The organism is Herbihabitans rhizosphaerae, assembly GCF_004216555.1.
In the GTDB taxonomy this organism is placed as follows: Bacteria; Actinomycetota; Actinomycetes; order Mycobacteriales; family Pseudonocardiaceae; genus Herbihabitans; species Herbihabitans rhizosphaerae.
Genome location: NZ_SGWQ01000003.1, coordinates 274,347 through 291,749, shown reverse-complemented (window position 1 = coordinate 291,749; position 17,403 = coordinate 274,347). Strand labels below are relative to the sequence as shown.

Genomic DNA, 17,403 nt, shown 5'->3' with positions numbered 1-17,403 from the left:
GTGCGGAGAGTAACGAGCCGTATCCCTGGTTGCGAGGTTAGCAAACTTGCGGCAGGGACAAGGTGGGTTCGTGGGGAGCACCCGATCGGAGTAGGCGTCAGGTCTGAAAAGTGTTCGCGACCAGGGGGTGCCAGGCGTGTGACGGCACCGCGAGGATCAGGCCGTCGGGGTTCTTGGAGTCCCGGATGGCGACACCTTCGCCGGCGTGGGCCACCTCGACGCAGTCGCCGCCGTTGCCGCTGAAGCTGCTCTTGTGCCAGACCAGGCTGGCCGGCTCGGGCGCGATCATTGGGGCACCTCTCGATCCGCGTACTGGGTCCTTGCCACGGTGGCAACCATCGTCCTCGATTGTTCCTCATCCAGGGCGGTGCGATCCAGGGCGGCGAGGATGTTCCGATACGCGGCGATCTCGACGGGTTCTTCCAGGAATACGTTGGAGGTCTCGCTGTCGAGGTACACCACCTGCTTGAAATCGATGACGTCGAGAAGCGTGAACGGTCCGGACATCCCGGCGTGCGCTCCTATTGCCGTGGGGACAACACGAATGGTCAGGTAAGTGCGCGCGGACATGCGTAGGAGATGCTCGAGTTGATCAGCCATCGTCTGGGCATCGCCGACCGGCAGGCGCAGCGCGAACTCGTGCAGAAAGAACGCGAACGTCGGTCGCCGATACCGGCTGAACAACGCCTGCCGCGCCAGTCTTGCCGACACGCGGTCGTCTACCTCGTCGGCTGGCACGTTGACGTTCTCACTGATCACGGTCCGCGCGTAGTCGCCGGTTTGCAGCAGACCGGGCACCAGCGTGAACCCGAACTGGCTGATCTCCCGCGAGTGATCCTCGTGGTCGATGAGTGTGCGGACCTGTTTGGGGAGGCGGGATCCGTGCTGCTGCAACCATCCGACCTGGGTCTGCTCGCGCGCGAGGCCCTGCAGCCGCGCCAGCTCCTTGCCGTTCACGCCGCAGATGGTCGCGAACGCCGTCACGTCGTTCTCGGTGCTGCCCCGCTTGCCGGACAGCAGCCGCGACACCCACGTCTGTGAGCAGCCCAACCGTCTCGCCATGTCCGCGCCGGTCAGTCCGGCTCGCTCCATCGCCTGGCGCAGTGCGTCGCCCAGTTCCCGTCTGCGTACCGTCGGCTCCCGATCTCGCATTCCTCAACCGTATTGCTTGTCCCTTCCGCAAGGCATTTCATACGGATCGGAAAGATTCACCTTTGGGAGGAAAGATGAGCAAGACACCGTCAGTGGCGGACGACGCGGTCGTACTTCTCTGCGCCGACATCTACGGCCATCTCGACGAAATGGAATTCGTCGCGGGCGGTTCCACCGACCCGCTGCTCGCCGGCGCGGTGCGGTCGGCCGTGCTGGTGCTGCGCGGGCTCGTGGCCGAGCACGGCACGCTGCGCGACGCTACCTGCTGGGCGTGCGGCGGCGAGTGGCCGTGCCGAGTGTTCAGCACGGTGCACGGGTTGATCAAGAACCCGGACGGCGAGTACGTCGCGCTGTTGCGCCGCCTTCGCGCGGCTGAACGGCGCGAGTGAGGGGATCACACGCCCAGGGCGTCGCGGAGGCGGACGCGGCTGCCGGTGCGCAGGACGGCGTTCCGGTAGACCCGCCCGCCGAGCCAGGTCAGCGCGGCGATCGCGGTCACGGTCAAGATCACCGACAGGGCGATCTCCCAGCCGGACGCCACACCGAGCGCGATCCGCCCGGGCATCAGGATCGGGCTGAACGGCGGCACCAAGGACAGCACGACCGTGACACCGTCGTCCGCCGATCTGGTCAGCAGGCTCAGGCCGAGCACGAACGCCACCGCCACGACGAGGGTGATCGGGGTGAGCACCGACTGCGCGTCCTCCTGGCGCGACACCAGCGAGCCGACCGACGCGAACACGGTGGCGAACAGGAAGTACCCGAGGACGTACCAGATCAGCCCCCAGACGAGCGCGCCCGTCGCGGCGCCGTCGATCGTCAGTACGTCCGTCGCCAGCGCCACGGCGAGGCCGGTGACACCGATCAGCGTGAACTGGATCAGCCCCACGATCCCCAGGCCGATCACCTTGCCGAGCAACAACTGCCACGGCCGCACGGTCGCGAGCAGGATCTCCACGACCCGGCTCGCCTTCTCCTCCACGACGCCCTGCGCCACCATCGTCCCGTACAGCAGCAGCGACATATAGAGCAGCACGATCAGCACCAGCGCCACCGCGAGCCGCTGGTCCTTCTGTGGATCGACCCGCTCCAGGGTGTCCACCTGAACATGCGCGCGCGCCGCGTTCTCCAGGATCTCGCGCGTGTTCGGCACCTCGGCGGCCAGCAACTGTGCCTCGAGCACCTGCTGCTGCGCGAGCGCGTTCATCGCCTTGTGCAGGTTCTCGTCCAACTCCGACCGCACGGTCACGCGCAGCCGGTCGGCCGTGCCGCTGACGAACGCGTCCAGGTCGCCGTCGCGCACCATGCGCTCGCCCTCGGACGGGTCCTTCACGTCGGACACCTCGACGGTGTGGCCGAGCTGCTTGGCCGTCGCGGTGAGCGGCGCGGCCAGCCCGGTCGCCTGCCCGGACAGGCCGACCTTGCTGCGGTCGGCGTCCTCGGCCAGCGACGCCTGCAGCAGCAGGTACCCGGCGAGCACCAGGATCGTCACGACCGTCCCGATCGCGAAGGACCGGGTGCGCAGCCGCGTGTTCAGCTCGCGCCGCGCGACCAGGAACACCGTCCGTGTGGGGGTCATGAGCTCACCACGTTCCGGAACAGCTCGGTGAGCGACGGCGCGTGCCGGCGGAACTCGCGCACCGGGCCGGTGGCCAGCGCCGCGGTGAGCACGGTCTGGTCGTCCGTGCCCGGTGCCAGCCGCAGTGTCGTCTGCCCGTTGTGCACGGCGTCCACGGTGACCCCGGGCAGCGAGTCGGCCCAGCCCGGCGGTGCGTTCGGCGCCTCCACGACGAGTTGGGCGTCGCCGCCGGTACGGAGTTCCGCGACCGTGCCGCAGGCCACCATCTGTCCACTTCGGACGATCCCGACGCGGTCGCACAGCCGCTCGACGAGATCGAGCTGGTGGCTGGAGAACAGCACCGGAACGCCGGCAGCGGCCTGCTCGCGCAGTACCGCGCTCATCACGTCCACCGCGACCGGGTCCAGCCCGGAGAACGGCTCGTCCAGGATCAGCACCGCGGGCTCGTGCACCAACGCGGCGGCGAGTTGCACGCGCTGCTGGTTGCCGAGGCTGAGCTTCTGCACCTCGTCGCCGCGCCGGTCGCGCAACCCGAGCCGGGCGATCCAGTTCTCCGCCGCCCGGTGCGCCGAGTTGGTCGGCAACCCGTGCAGCTCGGCCAGGTAGACGAGCTGGTCGAGTACCTTCATCTTCGGGTAGAGGCCGCGTTCCTCTGGGAGGTAACCGATCCGGCGGCGGTTGTCGAAGGTGATCGGCCGGCCGGAGAAGCGCACCTCGCCGGAGTCGGCGGCGAGCACGCCGAGCGCGATTCGCATGGTGGTCGTCTTGCCGGCGCCGTTGCTGCCCACGAATCCGAACAGCTCGCCCGCTCTCACGTCGAAGGTCATGTCACGCAGGGCCACGACGTCGCCGTAGCGCTTCGACACGTGATCGATCTCCAGCACCGCGTCGGGCACGGTGATCCCTTCCCTCGGTCGCGTCTGTGTTCGCGTCTGGGGCGCTCGCCACGTGCAGTATCCAGGCCGGTGAATTTCGTGGAACCGCACCCCTCGCCCGCGCGTTTAAGGAACAGTAGTGTTCACGAGTGAAGCCGACGATCGACAGAGAGCACGAGATGAACCCTGAGCAGTGGCTCACCCAGTACGACGACAAGCTCAAGCAGGCCGCGGCCGACGCGGAGCGGGCCGACGCGGCGTTGCGGGACGTCGGTGGCGTCGGCAGCGCGGCGGACGGCCAGGTGACCGTGCGGGTGAACGCCAGCGGCGCGACGGTCGACCTGGTGCTGCGGGCGGGCAGTCGCGACTATCCGCCGGAGCACCTCGCGCAACTGATCATGAAGGCGACCAGGGAAGCGCAGCGTGACGCCGCGAACCGGGTGGTCGCCGTGATGCGGGAGTTCGTCGGTGACTCGCCGACGCTCGACGTGATCGAGAAGCACCTCACCGAGCACCGGCCGGCCGAGCCGGAGGAGCCGGTCGCCGCCGCGCCGGCACGCGCGCGCCGGCGCGCCTCGGACGACGAGTACTTCGAGAACCCGCCAACGATCATCAAGTGACAGAAGGATTTCTCTCATGGACGGAACGCAGGGATTCGACGTCGGGGTCGACGAGGTGCTGCGGCACTCGTCGGTGGTCTCGTCGGTGGCGCGCGGGGTGGACGCGGCGGCGTTGACCGCGGTGCCGGTGACGACCGGCGCGTTCGGATTGTTCGGCGAGTTCTTCGCGATGGCGATGGGCCAGGCGTCCGGTGCGGTCGCCGACGTGATCGCGCGCGGGGCGACCTCACTCGACGGTGTGACCACCGGCTTGATCAATGTGGCTGACACCTACGCCAGGACCGACGAGCGTCACTCGACCGTGTTCGGGCAGACCATGAACGACGAGGGGACGAGGGCATGACCACCAAGGAGCAGTCGGCCGCCGATCTGCTCGCCGACATGCGGACCGCGACCGACGGCATCCGCAACGGCGACTGGACGCAGGCCGGTATGGGTGGCCTGGACGTCGGGTTGGACATCGTGGGGCTGGCCGCCGACCCGCTCACCGTGGTCGCGCAGGCCGGGTTCGGCTTCCTGGTCGAGCAGATCGGGTTCCTCGCCGAGCCGTTCAACGCGCTGCAGGGCAACCCCGAGGCGATCACGTCCAGCTCGTCGGCCTGGTCGGACTCCAGCACGCAGCTCACCCAGTCCGCCGAGGACTACCAGTCCCGGGCCACCTCGGACACCGCGAACTGGCAGGGCGGCACGGCCGACGCCTACCGGGAGACCAGCGGCAACCAGGCCAGCGCGCTGATGGGCCTGGCCGAGGCGGGTACCGGCATGGCGCAGGCGGTGGACAGCGGCGGCAAGGCACTCGCGGAGACGCGCACGACCGTGCTGCAGACGATCAACGACGCGACGGTCAAGATCGTGCCGATCATGACGCAGGGCATCGCCTCGGCGTGGGCGACCGGCGGCATGAGCCTGGTGACGGCGATCGTGCAGTCGGTGCAGATCGCGGTGCAGGCCGGCGGCAAGATCCTCGGCGAGATGGGCAAGCTGGGCAGCGCGCTCGGCGGCATCATGGAGATCGTCAAGAAAGTGCTCGGCTCGACCGAGGCGATCAAGAAGGTGGTCGAGACGATCGGCGGCAAGGCCTCCGGCCAGCAGAACACCTCACAGCAGAACACCTCGCAGGAAAGCACCGGCTCGCAGCAGTCCTCGCAGCAGTCCTCGTCGAAGGCGGCCAAGACCGATCAGACGAGCCCGCTCAGCGAGGAGGAGTTGAAGGCCAAGCAGGACACCGAGGGCAGCACCGAGGGCAACTCGGACGAGCCGAAGGCCGATCCGGGCGCGGTGGCCGACGTGATCGCGTCGAAGCGAGGCGACGAGGCGTGGGCGAGCGAGTTGGCCGACGAACTCGAGGAGCGCGGCGTCGACCCGTCGACGGTCGACGCGGACGAGGTCGCTGACGCGATCGCCGAGGTGGAGAAGTCAGACAGCGTCTGATATCGAGGGCAAGGCCGCCGCTGGTTCGGCTCCGCCGAAAGGCCTGTGGTCGTTTTGCTTGGGTGGCTACCTGCCGGGGTTGGTGGGCTGCGGGTTGCGTGGGTGGTTGGGAGAGACGCCTTCGGCGTGGCGGCGGTCGCCCTCGCCCCTTCATTGCCGACCTCAGCGTGGTTAGGACACGCCTTCAGACGAGCAGTCCGGCGAGGGCACGGTCGACCAGTCGGGTGACCGGCCCGACGGCGACCGCCGCGTCTGAGTCGACCAGCCCGATCCTGGTGCGGCGGTGCAGCACGTCCTTGGCGTCCAGCGCGCCCTCGTGCCGCACCGCCCACACCACCTCGGCGGCGGTCACGCCGGTCGGTGACACCGGCTCGGCCAGTTCCGGATCCAGCTCGCCGAGCGCGGCCACCCGCCCGGACTCGGTGCCGTACCGGGCTTTCAGCCGCTCCGGTATGTCCATTGTGGACAACTCGGCGCGCGAAGTGGCGCCGACCAGTGGCAGCCGGCGGGTGCGGGACGGGCCGGCGTGCAGACCGGCCGCGGTCACGGCGGCGTCCACCGCGTCGGCGGCCATCTTGCGGTACGTGGTGAGCTTGCCGCCGACCACGGTCACCGTCCTGCCGGAGGTGAGTACGGCGTGGTGGCGGGACAGGTCGGCGCTGCGCGCGTTGGTTCCCTCGACCAGTGGGCGCAGTCCGGCGAACGCGCCGAGCACGTCGTCCCGGGTGAGCGTGGTGGCCAGCGCGGACGAGGCGATGTCCAGCAGGAAGTCCACGTCGGACTCGGGAACCGTTGGCACGTCAGGGATCTCGCCGTCCACCGGCTCGTCGGTGAGCCCCAGGTAGACCCGCCCGTCGTCCTGCGGCAGCAGCAGCGCGAACCGGCCGAACTCGCCGGGGATCGGCACGGTCAGCGCGGTGCCGGTGAGGCCGGTCCGCGCGCCGTCCAGCACCAGGTGCGAGCCGCGCGACGGGCGCAGCCGGGCCGCGTCCACGAGTTGGCCGGCCCACACCCCGGCGGCGTTGACCACCGAACGGGCACGCACCTCGAACGTCCGCCCGGTCTGTCCACAGTGGACTTCCGCGCCCGACTGGTCCAGCCGGGTGACCCTCGCCCGGGTGATGATCCGCGCGCCGAGTCCGGCGGCGGTGCGGGCCAGCGCGACCACGAGCCGCGCGTCGTCGGTGAGCTGACCGTCGAAGGACAGCAGTGCGCCGCGCAGGTCGTCGCGGCGCAGACCGGGCGCCAGGGCGGTCGCCTCCTGGGCCGATACCCGGCGCGGGCGGGGCAGCAGCGACGACGGCGTGCGGGCGGCTCTGCGCAGCCCGTCGCCCGCGGCCAGACCGGCGAAGGTGATCGCGGCGTCGCGCCGGGACACGGTGGCGTGCAAGGGAATGAGCTGCGGCAGGGGCCGGGTCAGGTGCGGCGCGGTGCGGGTCATCAGGATGCCGCGCTCGACCGCGCTCTCGTGCGCGAGGCCGACATCGCCCTTGGCCAGGTAGCGCAGCCCGCCGTGCACCAGCTTGCTGGACCAGCGCGAGGTGCCGAACGCCAGGTCGTGTGCCTCGAGCAGGGCGACCGACAGGCCGCGCGACGCCGCGTCCAGCGCCACGCCGGCCCCGGTGACGCCGCCGCCGACCACCAGCACGTCGACGACCTCGCCGGAGGCCAGCGCGTCCAGCTCGACCGTGCGGCGCTCGGCGTTCAGCGAGGTGGCGCGCAGGGAGAGGGTCTCGGGGATCACTGGCTACTCCGGTCGCAGTGCGGCGTCCACCGTGGTGCGCAGCTCGGCGAGCAGCGCTTCGGTGTCCACATCGGACGTCGCGGGTGTCATGGACAGCACGAACGCTTGTGCCACAAGGAAAAGCGAGCGCGCCTGAACGAGCGGGTCGGCGCGCCGGATCGAGGCGTCGTCGTGGCCTGCCTTCAGCTCACCGGTGACGAACTCCTCCACGATCCGCTGTACGCCGCCGATCCGCTCGAACACGTACGGCAGCAGCAGTTCGGGGTCGCGGTCCAGCACGGCGCGCATCAGCTCGTCGGCGGCCAGCGCGCGCACCCCGTCGACCAGCGCGTGCGTCAGGCGCTCGCGGGCGGACGCGCCGGCCGGTGCGGCGGCGACCCGGGCCAGTAGCGCGCCGAATTCGCGGGTCATCAGCGCGGCGAGCAGCGCCCGCACGTCGGGGAACCGCCGGTACAGGGTCATCCTGCTGACCGACGCGGCCCTGGCCACCTCGGTCAGTGTGGTGCGCCGAAAGCCCAGCTCCAGCACGCAGGTCCGGGCGGCGTCGAGCAGCACGTCGTCGCGCAAACTGTGACGTTGTGACGTCATGTGTCACACTGTAACGCATGACCGACCAGGCTGAGGACCTCGACCACCTCGTGCGCGGAAGCTGGACGCCGTCCGGCGCCGCCGACGCCGGGCTGCCGGCGCACGCCGCCAAGTGGTTGCGCGCGCGGACCGGGCTGGCCGAACGGAGCACGCCGGCCGCGCCCGACTCCGCGTTGCACGTGCCGGAATCGACACTGTCCCCCGATGCGAGAGCACTGCTCTCGAATGTGGTCGGTGATGCCGGCGTGCACATAGGTCGTTCCGAGCGGCTGGGCAGGGCGGGCGGTCTGTCGTACCTGGACCTGTTGCGGCACAGGGGGAACGGCGACATCGCGGTACCCGACGCGGTGGTGGTGCCCGCCGATCACGACGAGGTGCAGCGGGTCGTCGAGGTGTGCTCGGAGCACCGGATCGGAATCGTGCCGTTCGGCGGCGGCACCTCGGTCGTCGGTGGTGTCACCGCGCTGCGCGGGAAGCTGGACGCGGTGGTGGCGCTGGACCTGCACCGGCTGGACGAACTGGTCTCGATCGACCCGGTGTCGCGGATCGCCGTGCTGCAGGCCGGCCTGACCGCGCCGCACGCCGAGCGCCTGCTGGCCGCGCACGGCTTCACCCTCGGGCACGTGCCGCAGTCGTTCGAGCGGGCCACCATCGGCGGATTCGCCGCGACCCGATCGTCCGGCCAGGCCTCCGCCGGATACGGCCGGTTCGAGGACATGGTGGCCGGTGTGCGGCTGGCCGCCCCGCGCGGCGAGTGGCGGCTGGGTGTGGCGCCGGCGTCGGCGGCCGGACCCGACCTGCGGCACCTCGTGATCGGCAGCGAGGGCACCCTCGGCGTGATCACCGAGGTGGCGCTGCGAGTGCGCCCGCTGCCGGAGGTCGACCGGTACGAGGGATACGTGCTGGACGGCTGGGACAAGGGCGCCGAAGTGGTCAGAACCCTTGCGCAACAACGGGTTCCCGTCACCGTGATGCGGCTGTCCGACTCGACGGAGACCGAGGTGGCGCTGGCGCTCAAGGGCGGCTGGAAGACTGTGGCGCTCCGCCGCTACCTGGCCGCACGCGGGATCGCCGAGCCGTGCCTGCTGGTGCTCGGCTGGGAGGCCGGATCGACCGGCGAGCTGTCCCAGCGGCGCGCGGCGACCCTGCGGGCGCTGCGCTCCACCGGCGCGGTGCGACTGGGTAAGGCGGCCGGCGAGGCGTGGCGGCACGGCCGGTTCGCCGGTCCGCGCCAACGCGACGCGCTGATGGACGCCGGAGTGTGCGTCGAGACGCTGGAGACGGCCGCGTACTGGTCCACCCTGTCGGAGCTGCGCACCACCGTGCGCGGCGCGCTGGCCGACTCGCTGACCGGGCCGGGCGTGCGGCCGATCGTGGCGTGCCACATCTCGCACTCCTACGAGACCGGCGCGTCGCTGTACTTCACCGTGATCGTGCCGCGCGACCTGGACGACCCGACCGGCCAGTGGCAGCGGGCGAAAGCGGCCGCGTGCCAAGCGATCGGCTCACTGGGGACGATCACGCACCACCACGCGGTCGGCACCGACCACGCGCCCTACCTCGCCGCCGAGATCGGCCACCTTGGCGTCGACGTGCTCGCCTCGCTCAAGCGCACACTCGACCCGAACGGCGTGCTCAACCCGGGCAAGCTGATCAGCTGAGGTACCCGTTCACCGCCGCCGCCGCCTTCACCGCGTCGGTGCAGAGGTCCTGGCGGGGCGGGTTCGCCTCGAGCCGCACGCTCACGATGTACCGCGCGCCGCCCACGGCCGTGCCGGCGGTCCACTCGACCGTGCACGCGTGCGGCGCGGTCTGCCCGGTGGTGCCCTCCTTGTCGCCGATCCTGACCGGTTTCCCTTGCGGTGCACGGGAATCGATGTCGAACCGGACCGTCATCGTGTCGGCCCCGGTGTGCTCGCACGTGGTGAAGTTGAGGTGCGTGCTGGACCGCGCGTTCGCCACCAGGCCGGCCGGCCGGCACGGGTCCTTGCCGGCGAACGGCGAGCGCGCGCCGGAGTCCGCGTGCGTCGGCGGCGCGGTGAGCCGCTCGCGAAGCGCCGTGGCCACGCTGATCGTCTGCGCGCACGCCTCAGCGCGTGTCTGGCCGACCCCGCTGCCGGCGCTCACCTGCACGCCGTACCGCCTCGGCGGCGCCTCCGCCCTCGGCAGCACGATGTTGCAGTACTCGTCCTGAAATCCTTGCGTGCCACCGAGATCGACCGACCGTGCCCCGTCGGGTACCGCCATGCCGACGTTCACCCCGACGACCGTGCGCGCACCTGTGGTGAGAGTGAGCGCCGCCGTGCAGCCGAGCCCGCCGCCGATCGTGGTCGCCTCACGCGGCCCGAGGGTGCCGAGCCCGGCGAGCGCCTGCTCGTCGATCACCTTGCACGGGTCGATCTCGCGCAGTGGTGCGAACGGATCCGGCACCGGCGCGGCCACCCCGTTCCCGGTGCCGGTCACCTCGGAGTCGCAGCCGGCCAGACACAGCGCTGCGAGCACGACCAGGGCGGCGCTGCGCCTCATACCGGTCTGATCATCAGCGACACGAGCTTGCCGCCCTCGCCGGTCGGCTGCTGGCCCACCTCGGCGAACCCGCGCTTGTGGTGGAAGCGCAGTGATCCCGGATTCGGCGGCTCCAGGTTGACCTCACAGGCGATCTGACCGACCAGCCCGTCCGCGCGCTCCAGCAGATCGCGGTACAGCACGTCGCCGACACCGCCCCCGCGCCACTGCTCGGAGACGATCACCCGGTCCACGTAGAGGAAGTCGTCGTACCGCTCGGAGAACCATCTGTAGTTCGCGCTGTCGTACGGCTCGCCGGGCCGCAACGCCAGCAGCATGCCGCGCAGATCGCCGTCGACCACGGCCGCGGTGGCGACCTCGGACTGCGTCACCAGCTCGGCGAGCCGCGGCAGGTCCAGCTCGTTCACCGCCGGCGCCGCGTCGTTGTTCATGACCAGCAGTTGTGCGAGGTCGGCGGGCTCGATCGCCCGCACCACGACGTTGTCCACGCGGCACAGTGTGTCAGGCACCCTCGGGGTTCAGCTCGACAACGGTGATGTCGGGCGGTGCGGCCACACGAACCGGCAATCCCCAGAAGCCGGCGCCCCTGGTCACGTACAGCCAGGTGTCGTCCACTTTGGACAGTCCGGCGAGCGAGGGCTGGCCGAGCTGGACGACGTGGTGGAACGGGTAGAACTGTCCGCCGTGGGTGTGGCCGGACAGTTGCAGGTCGACCTTGTGGCGGACCGCGTCGGACACCTGAACCGGTTGATGCGCAAGGAGAATCGTCGGTACGGAGGTGTCTCGGCCGGCCAGCGCGTCGTCGATGTCCGGCGGATCGTCGGCGCTTCGCCCGTTCACGTCGTTGATGCCGGCGAGTTCGAAGGAGCCGCCGCCCCGGCTGATCGTGGTGTGCTCGTTGCGCAGGCCGTGCATGCCGAGGCGCTCGAACTCGGCGATCCAGTGCTCGTGGCCGGAGTAGTACTCGTGGTTGCCGGTGACGAAGAAGCTGCCGTGCCGGCTGACCAGGTCGCGTAGCGGCTCCACGTCGCGGCGCAGTTCGTCGACCGTGCCGTCCACGGTGTCCCCGACGACGGCGACCAGATCGGCGCCGGTCTCGTTGATCATGCGCACGACCCGCTCGGTGTGGCCGCGGCCGAGCATCGGGCCGAGGTGGATGTCGCTGACCACGGCGATGCGGAAGCCACGCAGGTCGGGGTGCAGGCGGCGCAGCGGGACGGTGACGCGGCGCACGTCCGGCGGGCCGAGCGCCTCCGCCATGCCGTAGCCGACGATGCCGGCGGAGGCCGCACCGGCGACCAGCGCGCTACCTCGCGCGAGGAACAGCCGGCGGCTCTGCTCGGTGGATTCCTTGTGTGGCACGGGTTCCGGCTCGGCCGGAGTGTCCACTGTGGACGTCGCGTCGGCGACGAGCGTGCGCGGGCCGCCACGTACCCAGCGCCGCAGGGCCAGCCGGGGGAGTTCCAGCACGGCGAGCACCAGGCACAGGTAGACGAGCAGGGCGAGCCACACGTAACCGGGCCACGCGACCCATTTGCCGGCGTCCGGGCCCAGGCGCCTCGGCAGCAGCAGGCCGGCCGCCGACAGCAGTGCCAGCGCGATCAGCACCCCGGCGCCGATCTTGCGCAGGGTCTTCGACGTGGTGGTGTCCCGGACCAGCCGTCGCCACAGGTAGAAGTGGCCGACCCACGCTGCCAGTGTCACGCCGACGAAGAACACCCGCCCACGCTACCCATCGCGAGTCCCGCGCTGTGCACCAGCGAGTCCCGCGCTGTGCACGATGCAGGGCGCGGGACTCACCGGTGCAGGGCGCGGGACTCACCGGTGCAGGGCGCGGAACTCGCGCGGGCGATCCTGGCTTCGGCTACCGGCCCAGCGCCGTTGCCGGAAGCGGGGCCTGGGTGCTCCTGACCACGTTGCGCAGCGACATGCCGGCCGTCTCCGGCAGCAGCAGGATCGGCACCGCCGCGATCAATCCCGCGCCGACCAGGTAGTACGCCGGAACCATCGGGTCCCCGGTGGACTTCACCAACTGGCTGATGATCAGCGGCGCGGTGCCGGCGAACAACATCGTCGAGGTGTTGTAGCCGATCGAGAACGCGCCGTAGCGCACCTGCGTCGGGAACATCGCCGGCAGCACCGCCGGAATCGTCGCCAGCAGCGGCACCAGCAGCAGGCCGATCACGGTCAGCCCGATCACCAGCGTCACCGGATTGTCCTGCCCCATCAGCGAGAACATCGGGATCGGGAGCAGGATGAACCCGGCGCAGGACACCATCAGCAGCGGTTTGCGGCCGATCCTGTCCGACAGTTTGCCCACCGGGATGATCACCGCCATCATCCCGAGGATCACCAGCACCACGACCAGCAGCGGGAAGTCGCCGGTCAGCTTGAGCGTGTCCTTCAGATAGGTCTCGATGTAGCCGAGCAGCACCCAGTCGGCGACGTTGAGCAGCACCACGATGCCGATCAGGTGCAGGATGCCCTGCCAGTGGTTGGTCATCAGGTCCTTGAACGGCGCCTTGTCGACCTCGTGCTTCGCTTCGATCTCCTGGAAGATCGGGGTGTCCTCGAGCTTGGTCCGCAGGTACAGACCGACCATGCCGAGCGGACCGGCGAGCAGGAACGGAATGCGCCAGCCCCACGACTCCATGGCGTGCTCGCCGAGCGAGATCGTGAGCACCGTGACCGATCCGGCGCCGAGCAGGAATCCGGTCAACGTGCCGAACTCCAGCCAGCTGCCGAGGAATCCACGTTTCTTGTCCGGCGCGTACTCGGCGATGAATGTCGCCGCTCCGCCGTATTCACCGCCGGCGGAGAAGCCTTGGATGAGGCGCAGCGACACCAGCAGAATCGGCGCCAGCGCGCCTATCGTGCCGTGGCTGGGGAGCAGACCGATCAGGAATGTCGATCCGGACATGATGATGATTGTCAGCGCGAGGATTTTCTGCCGGCCCAGCTTGTCTCCGAGCGGGCCGAACACCGCCGCACCGAGCGGCCGGACCAGGAAGGTCACCGCGAGCATCGCCAGAACGGCTTCCTTGCCCTCCCAGACAAAGAAGCTGTTCTCCGCCGGGAAGAACTGCGCGCCCATCGTGGCGACCATGAAACCGAGAACACCGAAGTCGAACCATTCGATGCAGTTACCCATCGCGGACGCGGCGACGGCCTTTCTCACCTGCGCCTGATCGGGCTCCCGTGGCCCGGACCTCGCTGTGCCTTCCTGTGCCTGATCAGTCATGGTGAAAGTCGACCTCCCGACTAGGTCTGTTGCCCGCGAACGGGCTCGACCCTAGCGAGGACGGTTTCGTTGTCCAGTCCATTCGGTGAATTGACGACGAACCGATCGTGCACCCTGTGACATCTCCCCTGGTCACGGCGCGATTCCGGACAGACACGTTCATGACCTTGTGTGTACTCCGATCGCGTGTTAGGTACGCGCGATCCTTTGACTGGTTGTGCGCGGCATGTGCCTGCCTGTGCACCAACCACCGGAAGCCGTGGTGGCGCGACGGCGATCTGGTCAGACTGTGACCCGGACGGCATGATGCGTAGTCGAGGGGTGCGGAGGTGGCCGTGGAGCGGATCAGCAACAAGGCTGACGCCAGGCATGAGCTGGCCAAATACGACGACGCGAAGGTGCGCGACGGCGTGCGCACACCCAAGAGGCTCCGGCCGGCCAAGGACGACCCCCGCCTGCAGGGCCAGGGCATGGACGGCTTCGAGGCCGACTACGACCAGCTCGTCCGTACCGACGCCCACCTCGCCTCGCTCGAACGCGAGCTGCTGGAGCAGCTGGCCGCCGCACAACGCCTGGACGGCCCCCTCGGCGACGGCAAGGGCCCGGTCGCCGCGCACATGCGCCGCTCGTTCCTCAAGCGCACCGACGACGCCGCCGGCGTGCGGGCAGCGCTGAAGTCCTACCTCGGCGAGCTCGAGGAGGTGCGAGCCGCGATCAGGAGCACCCTGGCCGGCTACCGCACCGTGGACGAGTCGATCGCGACCAACCTCGGTCACATGGGCAGGAGCAAGGGAGAGCAGGCGTGAGCCGCGGATACCACTCCGACTCGCACAAGCCGACGCGCGAGCAGGAGCGCAGGCGGGACAAAGTGCTCGACCAGCGCCGGCACAACCGCGAGGTCGATCTCGGCAAGGTCAACTGGGAGGCCTACGAGCACCGGCAGATGTGGGACATGGTCATGTCCGCCAAGCCGGAGCTGATGGCCGAGAAGGTGGACGGGTGGCACGAGCTGTCCAAGGGCATCAAGCAGACCACCCGTGACGTGCACAAGGCGCTCGGCGAGCTGCTCGGCACCTGGCGCGGCTCGGCGGCGGTCAAGGCGGCGCAGTCGAATACGAAGCTGACCACCTGGGGCGGCGACGCCACCACCACGGCCGCGCGGATCGGCAACGGCCTCGGCCGGTACACCGACGCGGTGTGCGAGGCGCGCAAGCAGATGCCCACGCCGGTGCACCCGCAGGCCGAGTCCTGGTTCCGCGCCGGGCACGACGTGACCACACTGAACGGCCCCAACGGCGCGTACATGCTCGAGCAGTTGCTCGACGACCAGATGCCCACACAAGAGCAGAAGGTGCAGCGCAAGGCCGAGGCCGTGGCGGTCATGGAGGCCTACGAGAGCGACAGCCGCAACGTGCGCCACGAGCTGCCGCGCTTCGAGGCGGCGCCGCGGACCACGCAGCAGGTGTCCGGCTCGTCCCGCCCGTCATGGCCGGCGCAGCCGGACGACGACGGTGACGGTCCGGTGGACGAGGGTGCCGGCGGCGTCGGAGTCGGCACCGGTCCCGCCGTCGGGGTGGGCTCCGGCGACGAGCACTACGGCGGCACGTCGGCCGCCGGCTACGTGTCCACCTCCGGTGGCGGACCCGGCGGCTCGCCGAGCGGCTCGGGTTATGGCGGGCTCGGCGGGGTCGGTGGTGTGCCCGGCGGTGGTGACGCGGCTCGCGGTGGCGCGGCCTTCGGGGTCGCCGCTCGGGGTGCGGCCGCCGCCCAGGCCGCCGAGACCGCCGCCGCGCAGGCGGCGGCGCGCGCCGCCGGAATGGGCGGCATGGGCATGTACCCGCCGATGGGCCACGGTGCCAACGGCGAGGACGAGAAGGAGCACCGCAACCGGTTCGACGAGGGCATCGACCTGTTCGACGACCTGCCGCCGGCCTTCCCGCCGGTGTTCGGTGCCTGATGAGCGGTTTCGAGGCCGACCCGCCGAGCATGCGGACGGTGACCGCCGCGCTCGACGCGGCCGGTGACGCGCTGCGCGCCGCGGTCGAGACGGTCGACGTCCGGGTGTGCTCGCGCCTGGGCCCCGAGCGGCTGAACCGAGCAGCCGCCGCGGTGACCGAGCAGTGCCTTGCCGGACTCGGCCGGGCCGGCGAGGGCGTCGAGGACAGCCGGGAGCGCCTGGACGGCGCGCTCGCGTCCTATGTGGACATCGACGACGCCGCGCGAGAATCCTTGCTGCGCAAGGCACGGTGGACCTGATCATGGATCCCAGGTACCGAGGGCTCGGCTTCGATCCGACACCGGGTGACGTGGACGCCGCCGCCGCGGCCAGCGCGCAGCTCGGCGAGGCGGCGAGGTCGGCGGCGGCCGCTCTGCCCGAGTTGCGCCGTGCCGCCGAGGAGACCGAGCACTGGCGCGGCGACGCCAGCGCCGGGTTCCGCAAGCGGGTCGGCGCTCATCCGTCCACAGTGGACTCGAGTACGGACACACTGCTGCGCGCCGCCAGGGTGCTCGGCGACTGGGTGGCCGCGCTGACCGCGAACAAGCGGCGCGCCGACGAGCTCGACACCAAGGCCGTCGCGCTGCGCCGCGAGCTGGACATCGCGCGGGATACCTTGCAGGACAAGCAGAACGCGCTCGACCTCGCCGCCACGCCGGCCACCGTGGCCAGTGCCAGCGCGGAGAAGACCGTCGCCGAGCGGCGAGTGTCCGAAGTGGACTCGAAGCTGGCCGAGGTGATCCGGGCGGCGCACCGGCTGGAGTCGGATCACCGGCGGGCAGCCGATCGGGTGGCGGCGGAGCTGGAGGCGATCACGTCCGGCCGCGCACCCGAACCGGCGCCCGACGACACTCGGGTGCGCGCGCTGGTCGGGGTGCTCGGCCGCGCGTCGGCGACCTGCTCGTCGTTGGCCACGATGCTGGCCTCGCCCGACCGGCCCGCCGCGTTCACCGACGACGCGAACGCGCCGACCGGGGCGGCCGGGGCGCTGGCCGCGGCCGTGTCGGGGAATCGCCGGTCGTGAAGCTCGCGACGGTCTCCGGGATCACTCCCGTGTCGATGCGCACCGTTGACGAGACCGAGCGCGAACTGGTGGAGCTGATCGTCAAGCTGCGCGGGCCGGAGTCGGCGCACGACCCCGGGGTGGGCGTGGCCGCGCGCGAGGCGGCGGAGCTGGCGCACGACAACGACGCCGGGCTCGTCGCGGTGGTGGACCATCCCAGCTCCGATCCGGCGATCCTGATCGGCACGGTGGTGCCGTCGGAGGCGCCGCGCGGTACGGACATCGCGGCCGACCTGCGCTACCACCTCGAGGACGCCGGCGGGCCGGACATCCGTGAGGTCACCGAATCGGTGACGGACAAGGGTTATCCGGTGGTGATCGCCGAGCGGATCATGGTCGACGGGCCGCTGCGCTCCTCGCCGCCGTCCGGCTGCCAGCTGCAGGTCGTGGTGATCGACTCGGACGGTGCGCGGCTCGCCGTGTTCACCATGCACTCCACGACCGGTCGCGGCTGGCTCGATCTCGCGTCCGTACTCGGCGAACTCGTGTCCACAGTGGACTTCAGCTGACCCGCGACGGCCCCGGCCCCGCGACGCACTTATCCACAGGCACCGTTTCATCCACAAGTGGATCTTGAACGCCCCACCG

The 17,403-nt window shown here is 70.5% G+C and carries 20 protein-coding genes; 10 read left to right on the top strand and 10 right to left on the bottom strand.

From position 1 onward, the window contains the following. Nucleotides 1-97 precede the first annotated feature (97 nt). Together EV193_RS10990 and EV193_RS10985 are read right to left on the bottom strand one after the other, a co-directional pair. Nucleotides 98-289, bottom strand: a complete 192-nt coding sequence (locus EV193_RS10990; protein ID WP_130343941.1) for a DUF397 domain-containing protein — start codon at nucleotides 287-289, stop codon at nucleotides 98-100. Then, entirely contained in the window at nucleotides 286-1,152 is an 867-nt protein-coding gene (locus tag EV193_RS10985) for a helix-turn-helix domain-containing protein (protein WP_130343940.1), read from the bottom strand. The genes EV193_RS10990 and EV193_RS10985 overlap by 4 nt, the downstream gene beginning before the upstream one ends. Before the next feature lie 74 nt (nucleotides 1,153-1,226). Here EV193_RS10985 and EV193_RS10980 point away from each other — a divergent pair, with 74 nt between their 5' ends. Continuing rightward, nucleotides 1,227-1,541: a hypothetical protein gene (locus tag EV193_RS10980; protein WP_130343939.1), complete on the top strand. Its 315-nt coding sequence runs from the start codon at nucleotides 1,227-1,229 to the stop codon at nucleotides 1,539-1,541. A 5-nt stretch (nucleotides 1,542-1,546) separates the two neighbouring features. On the opposite strand, the gene EV193_RS10975 is transcribed toward EV193_RS10980, so the two are convergent. Continuing rightward, complete coding sequence (locus tag EV193_RS10975; RefSeq protein WP_130343938.1) at nucleotides 1,547-2,731, bottom strand: ABC transporter permease; 1,185 nt, start codon at nucleotides 2,729-2,731, stop codon at nucleotides 1,547-1,549. Continuing rightward, nucleotides 2,728-3,627 (bottom strand): ABC transporter ATP-binding protein, encoded by a 900-nt coding sequence (locus tag EV193_RS10970; protein WP_130343937.1) that lies wholly within the window; start codon nucleotides 3,625-3,627, stop codon nucleotides 2,728-2,730. Before EV193_RS10970 ends, EV193_RS10975 begins: the two co-directional genes overlap by 4 nt. A 128-nt stretch (nucleotides 3,628-3,755) precedes the next feature. On the opposite strand from EV193_RS10970, the gene EV193_RS10965 reads away from it, so the two are divergent. Genes EV193_RS10965 through EV193_RS10955 form a run of 3 tightly spaced genes read left to right on the top strand, consistent with a single transcriptional unit; the run spans nucleotide 3,756 to nucleotide 5,657 of the window. Next, complete coding sequence (locus EV193_RS10965) at nucleotides 3,756-4,226, top strand: YbaB/EbfC family nucleoid-associated protein (protein WP_242613286.1); 471 nt, start codon at nucleotides 3,756-3,758, stop codon at nucleotides 4,224-4,226. Nucleotides 4,227-4,242: 16 nt separating this feature from the next. Further along, the gene (locus tag EV193_RS10960) at nucleotides 4,243-4,569 is read left to right on the top strand and encodes a hypothetical protein (RefSeq protein ID WP_130343936.1); all 327 of its coding nucleotides are present in this window, start codon (nucleotides 4,243-4,245) and stop codon (nucleotides 4,567-4,569) included. Beyond that, nucleotides 4,566-5,657 (top strand): hypothetical protein, encoded by a 1,092-nt coding sequence (locus EV193_RS10955; protein WP_130343935.1) that lies wholly within the window; start codon nucleotides 4,566-4,568, stop codon nucleotides 5,655-5,657. The genes EV193_RS10960 and EV193_RS10955 overlap by 4 nt, the downstream gene beginning before the upstream one ends. Before the next feature lie 184 nt (nucleotides 5,658-5,841). Here the strand turns inward: EV193_RS10955 and EV193_RS10950 are convergent, their stop codons facing one another. Both EV193_RS10950 and EV193_RS10945 read right to left on the bottom strand, forming a co-directional pair. Beyond that, nucleotides 5,842-7,401 (bottom strand): glycerol-3-phosphate dehydrogenase/oxidase, encoded by a 1,560-nt coding sequence (locus EV193_RS10950; protein WP_423202156.1) that lies wholly within the window; start codon nucleotides 7,399-7,401, stop codon nucleotides 5,842-5,844. 3 nt (nucleotides 7,402-7,404) lie between these two features. Beyond that, complete coding sequence (locus EV193_RS10945) at nucleotides 7,405-7,989, bottom strand: TetR/AcrR family transcriptional regulator (protein ID WP_130343934.1); 585 nt, start codon at nucleotides 7,987-7,989, stop codon at nucleotides 7,405-7,407. A 17-nt stretch (nucleotides 7,990-8,006) separates the two neighbouring features. Here EV193_RS10945 and EV193_RS10940 point away from each other — a divergent pair, with 17 nt between their 5' ends. Further along, nucleotides 8,007-9,650, top strand: a complete 1,644-nt coding sequence (locus tag EV193_RS10940; protein ID WP_130343933.1) for an FAD-binding oxidoreductase — start codon at nucleotides 8,007-8,009, stop codon at nucleotides 9,648-9,650. Here the strand turns inward: EV193_RS10940 and EV193_RS10935 are convergent. The 4 genes from EV193_RS10935 to EV193_RS10920 all read right to left on the bottom strand — a co-directional run bounded on the left by EV193_RS10935 (nucleotide 9,643) and on the right by EV193_RS10920 (nucleotide 13,756). Then, nucleotides 9,643-10,515, bottom strand: a complete 873-nt coding sequence (locus EV193_RS10935) for a hypothetical protein (RefSeq protein WP_130343932.1) — start codon at nucleotides 10,513-10,515, stop codon at nucleotides 9,643-9,645. The two genes, EV193_RS10940 and EV193_RS10935, sit on opposite strands and share 8 nt — an antisense overlap. Then, nucleotides 10,512-11,003: a GNAT family N-acetyltransferase gene (locus EV193_RS10930; protein ID WP_130343931.1), complete on the bottom strand. Its 492-nt coding sequence runs from the start codon at nucleotides 11,001-11,003 to the stop codon at nucleotides 10,512-10,514. The genes EV193_RS10935 and EV193_RS10930 overlap by 4 nt, the downstream gene beginning before the upstream one ends. 13 nt (nucleotides 11,004-11,016) lie before the next feature. Then, nucleotides 11,017-12,234, bottom strand: a complete 1,218-nt coding sequence (locus EV193_RS10925) for a metallophosphoesterase (protein WP_130343930.1) — start codon at nucleotides 12,232-12,234, stop codon at nucleotides 11,017-11,019. Nucleotides 12,235-12,379: 145 nt separating this feature from the next. Next, nucleotides 12,380-13,756 (bottom strand): MFS transporter, encoded by a 1,377-nt coding sequence (locus EV193_RS10920; protein ID WP_130343929.1) that lies wholly within the window; start codon nucleotides 13,754-13,756, stop codon nucleotides 12,380-12,382. 335 nt (nucleotides 13,757-14,091) lie between these two features. Between EV193_RS10920 and EV193_RS10915 the strand changes: the two genes are divergently transcribed. From EV193_RS10915 to EV193_RS10895, 5 genes are read left to right on the top strand one after another with little or no spacing between them, the layout of a single operon-like run. Next, the gene (locus EV193_RS10915; RefSeq protein WP_130343928.1) at nucleotides 14,092-14,562 is read left to right on the top strand and encodes a hypothetical protein; all 471 of its coding nucleotides are present in this window, start codon (nucleotides 14,092-14,094) and stop codon (nucleotides 14,560-14,562) included. Beyond that, nucleotides 14,559-15,713: a PPE domain-containing protein gene (locus tag EV193_RS10910; RefSeq protein WP_130343927.1), complete on the top strand. Its 1,155-nt coding sequence runs from the start codon at nucleotides 14,559-14,561 to the stop codon at nucleotides 15,711-15,713. The genes EV193_RS10915 and EV193_RS10910 overlap by 4 nt, the downstream gene beginning before the upstream one ends. After that, nucleotides 15,713-16,012: a hypothetical protein gene (locus EV193_RS10905; protein ID WP_130343926.1), complete on the top strand. Its 300-nt coding sequence runs from the start codon at nucleotides 15,713-15,715 to the stop codon at nucleotides 16,010-16,012. The genes EV193_RS10910 and EV193_RS10905 overlap by 1 nt, the downstream gene beginning before the upstream one ends. 2 nt (nucleotides 16,013-16,014) lie before the next feature. Then, nucleotides 16,015-16,776 (top strand): hypothetical protein, encoded by a 762-nt coding sequence (locus tag EV193_RS10900; protein WP_130343925.1) that lies wholly within the window; start codon nucleotides 16,015-16,017, stop codon nucleotides 16,774-16,776. Next, the gene (locus EV193_RS10895) at nucleotides 16,773-17,324 is read left to right on the top strand and encodes a hypothetical protein (protein ID WP_130343924.1); all 552 of its coding nucleotides are present in this window, start codon (nucleotides 16,773-16,775) and stop codon (nucleotides 17,322-17,324) included. Before EV193_RS10900 ends, EV193_RS10895 begins: the two co-directional genes overlap by 4 nt. Nucleotides 17,325-17,403 lie beyond the last annotated feature (79 nt).

Excerpts from the sequence above, each read along its gene's own strand:
- EV193_RS10990 (WP_130343941.1), bottom strand. The coding sequence starts at position 289 with ATGATCGCGCCCGAGCCGGCCAGCCTGGTCTGGCACAAGAGCAGCTTC.
- EV193_RS10985 (WP_130343940.1), bottom strand. The coding sequence starts at position 1,152 with ATGCGAGATCGGGAGCCGACGGTACGCAGACGGGAACTGGGCGACGCA.
- EV193_RS10980 (WP_130343939.1), top strand. The coding sequence starts at position 1,227 with ATGAGCAAGACACCGTCAGTGGCGGACGACGCGGTCGTACTTCTCTGC.
- EV193_RS10975 (WP_130343938.1), bottom strand. The coding sequence starts at position 2,731 with ATGACCCCCACACGGACGGTGTTCCTGGTCGCGCGGCGCGAGCTGAAC.
- EV193_RS10960 (WP_130343936.1), top strand. The coding sequence starts at position 4,243 with ATGGACGGAACGCAGGGATTCGACGTCGGGGTCGACGAGGTGCTGCGG.
- EV193_RS10955 (WP_130343935.1), top strand. The coding sequence starts at position 4,566 with ATGACCACCAAGGAGCAGTCGGCCGCCGATCTGCTCGCCGACATGCGG.
- EV193_RS10945 (WP_130343934.1), bottom strand. The coding sequence starts at position 7,989 with ATGACGTCACAACGTCACAGTTTGCGCGACGACGTGCTGCTCGACGCC.
- EV193_RS10940 (WP_130343933.1), top strand. The coding sequence starts at position 8,007 with ATGACCGACCAGGCTGAGGACCTCGACCACCTCGTGCGCGGAAGCTGG.
- EV193_RS10935 (WP_130343932.1), bottom strand. The coding sequence starts at position 10,515 with ATGAGGCGCAGCGCCGCCCTGGTCGTGCTCGCAGCGCTGTGTCTGGCC.
- EV193_RS10920 (WP_130343929.1), bottom strand. The coding sequence starts at position 13,756 with ATGACTGATCAGGCACAGGAAGGCACAGCGAGGTCCGGGCCACGGGAG.
- EV193_RS10905 (WP_130343926.1), top strand. The coding sequence starts at position 15,713 with ATGAGCGGTTTCGAGGCCGACCCGCCGAGCATGCGGACGGTGACCGCC.
- EV193_RS10900 (WP_130343925.1), top strand. The coding sequence starts at position 16,015 with ATGGATCCCAGGTACCGAGGGCTCGGCTTCGATCCGACACCGGGTGAC.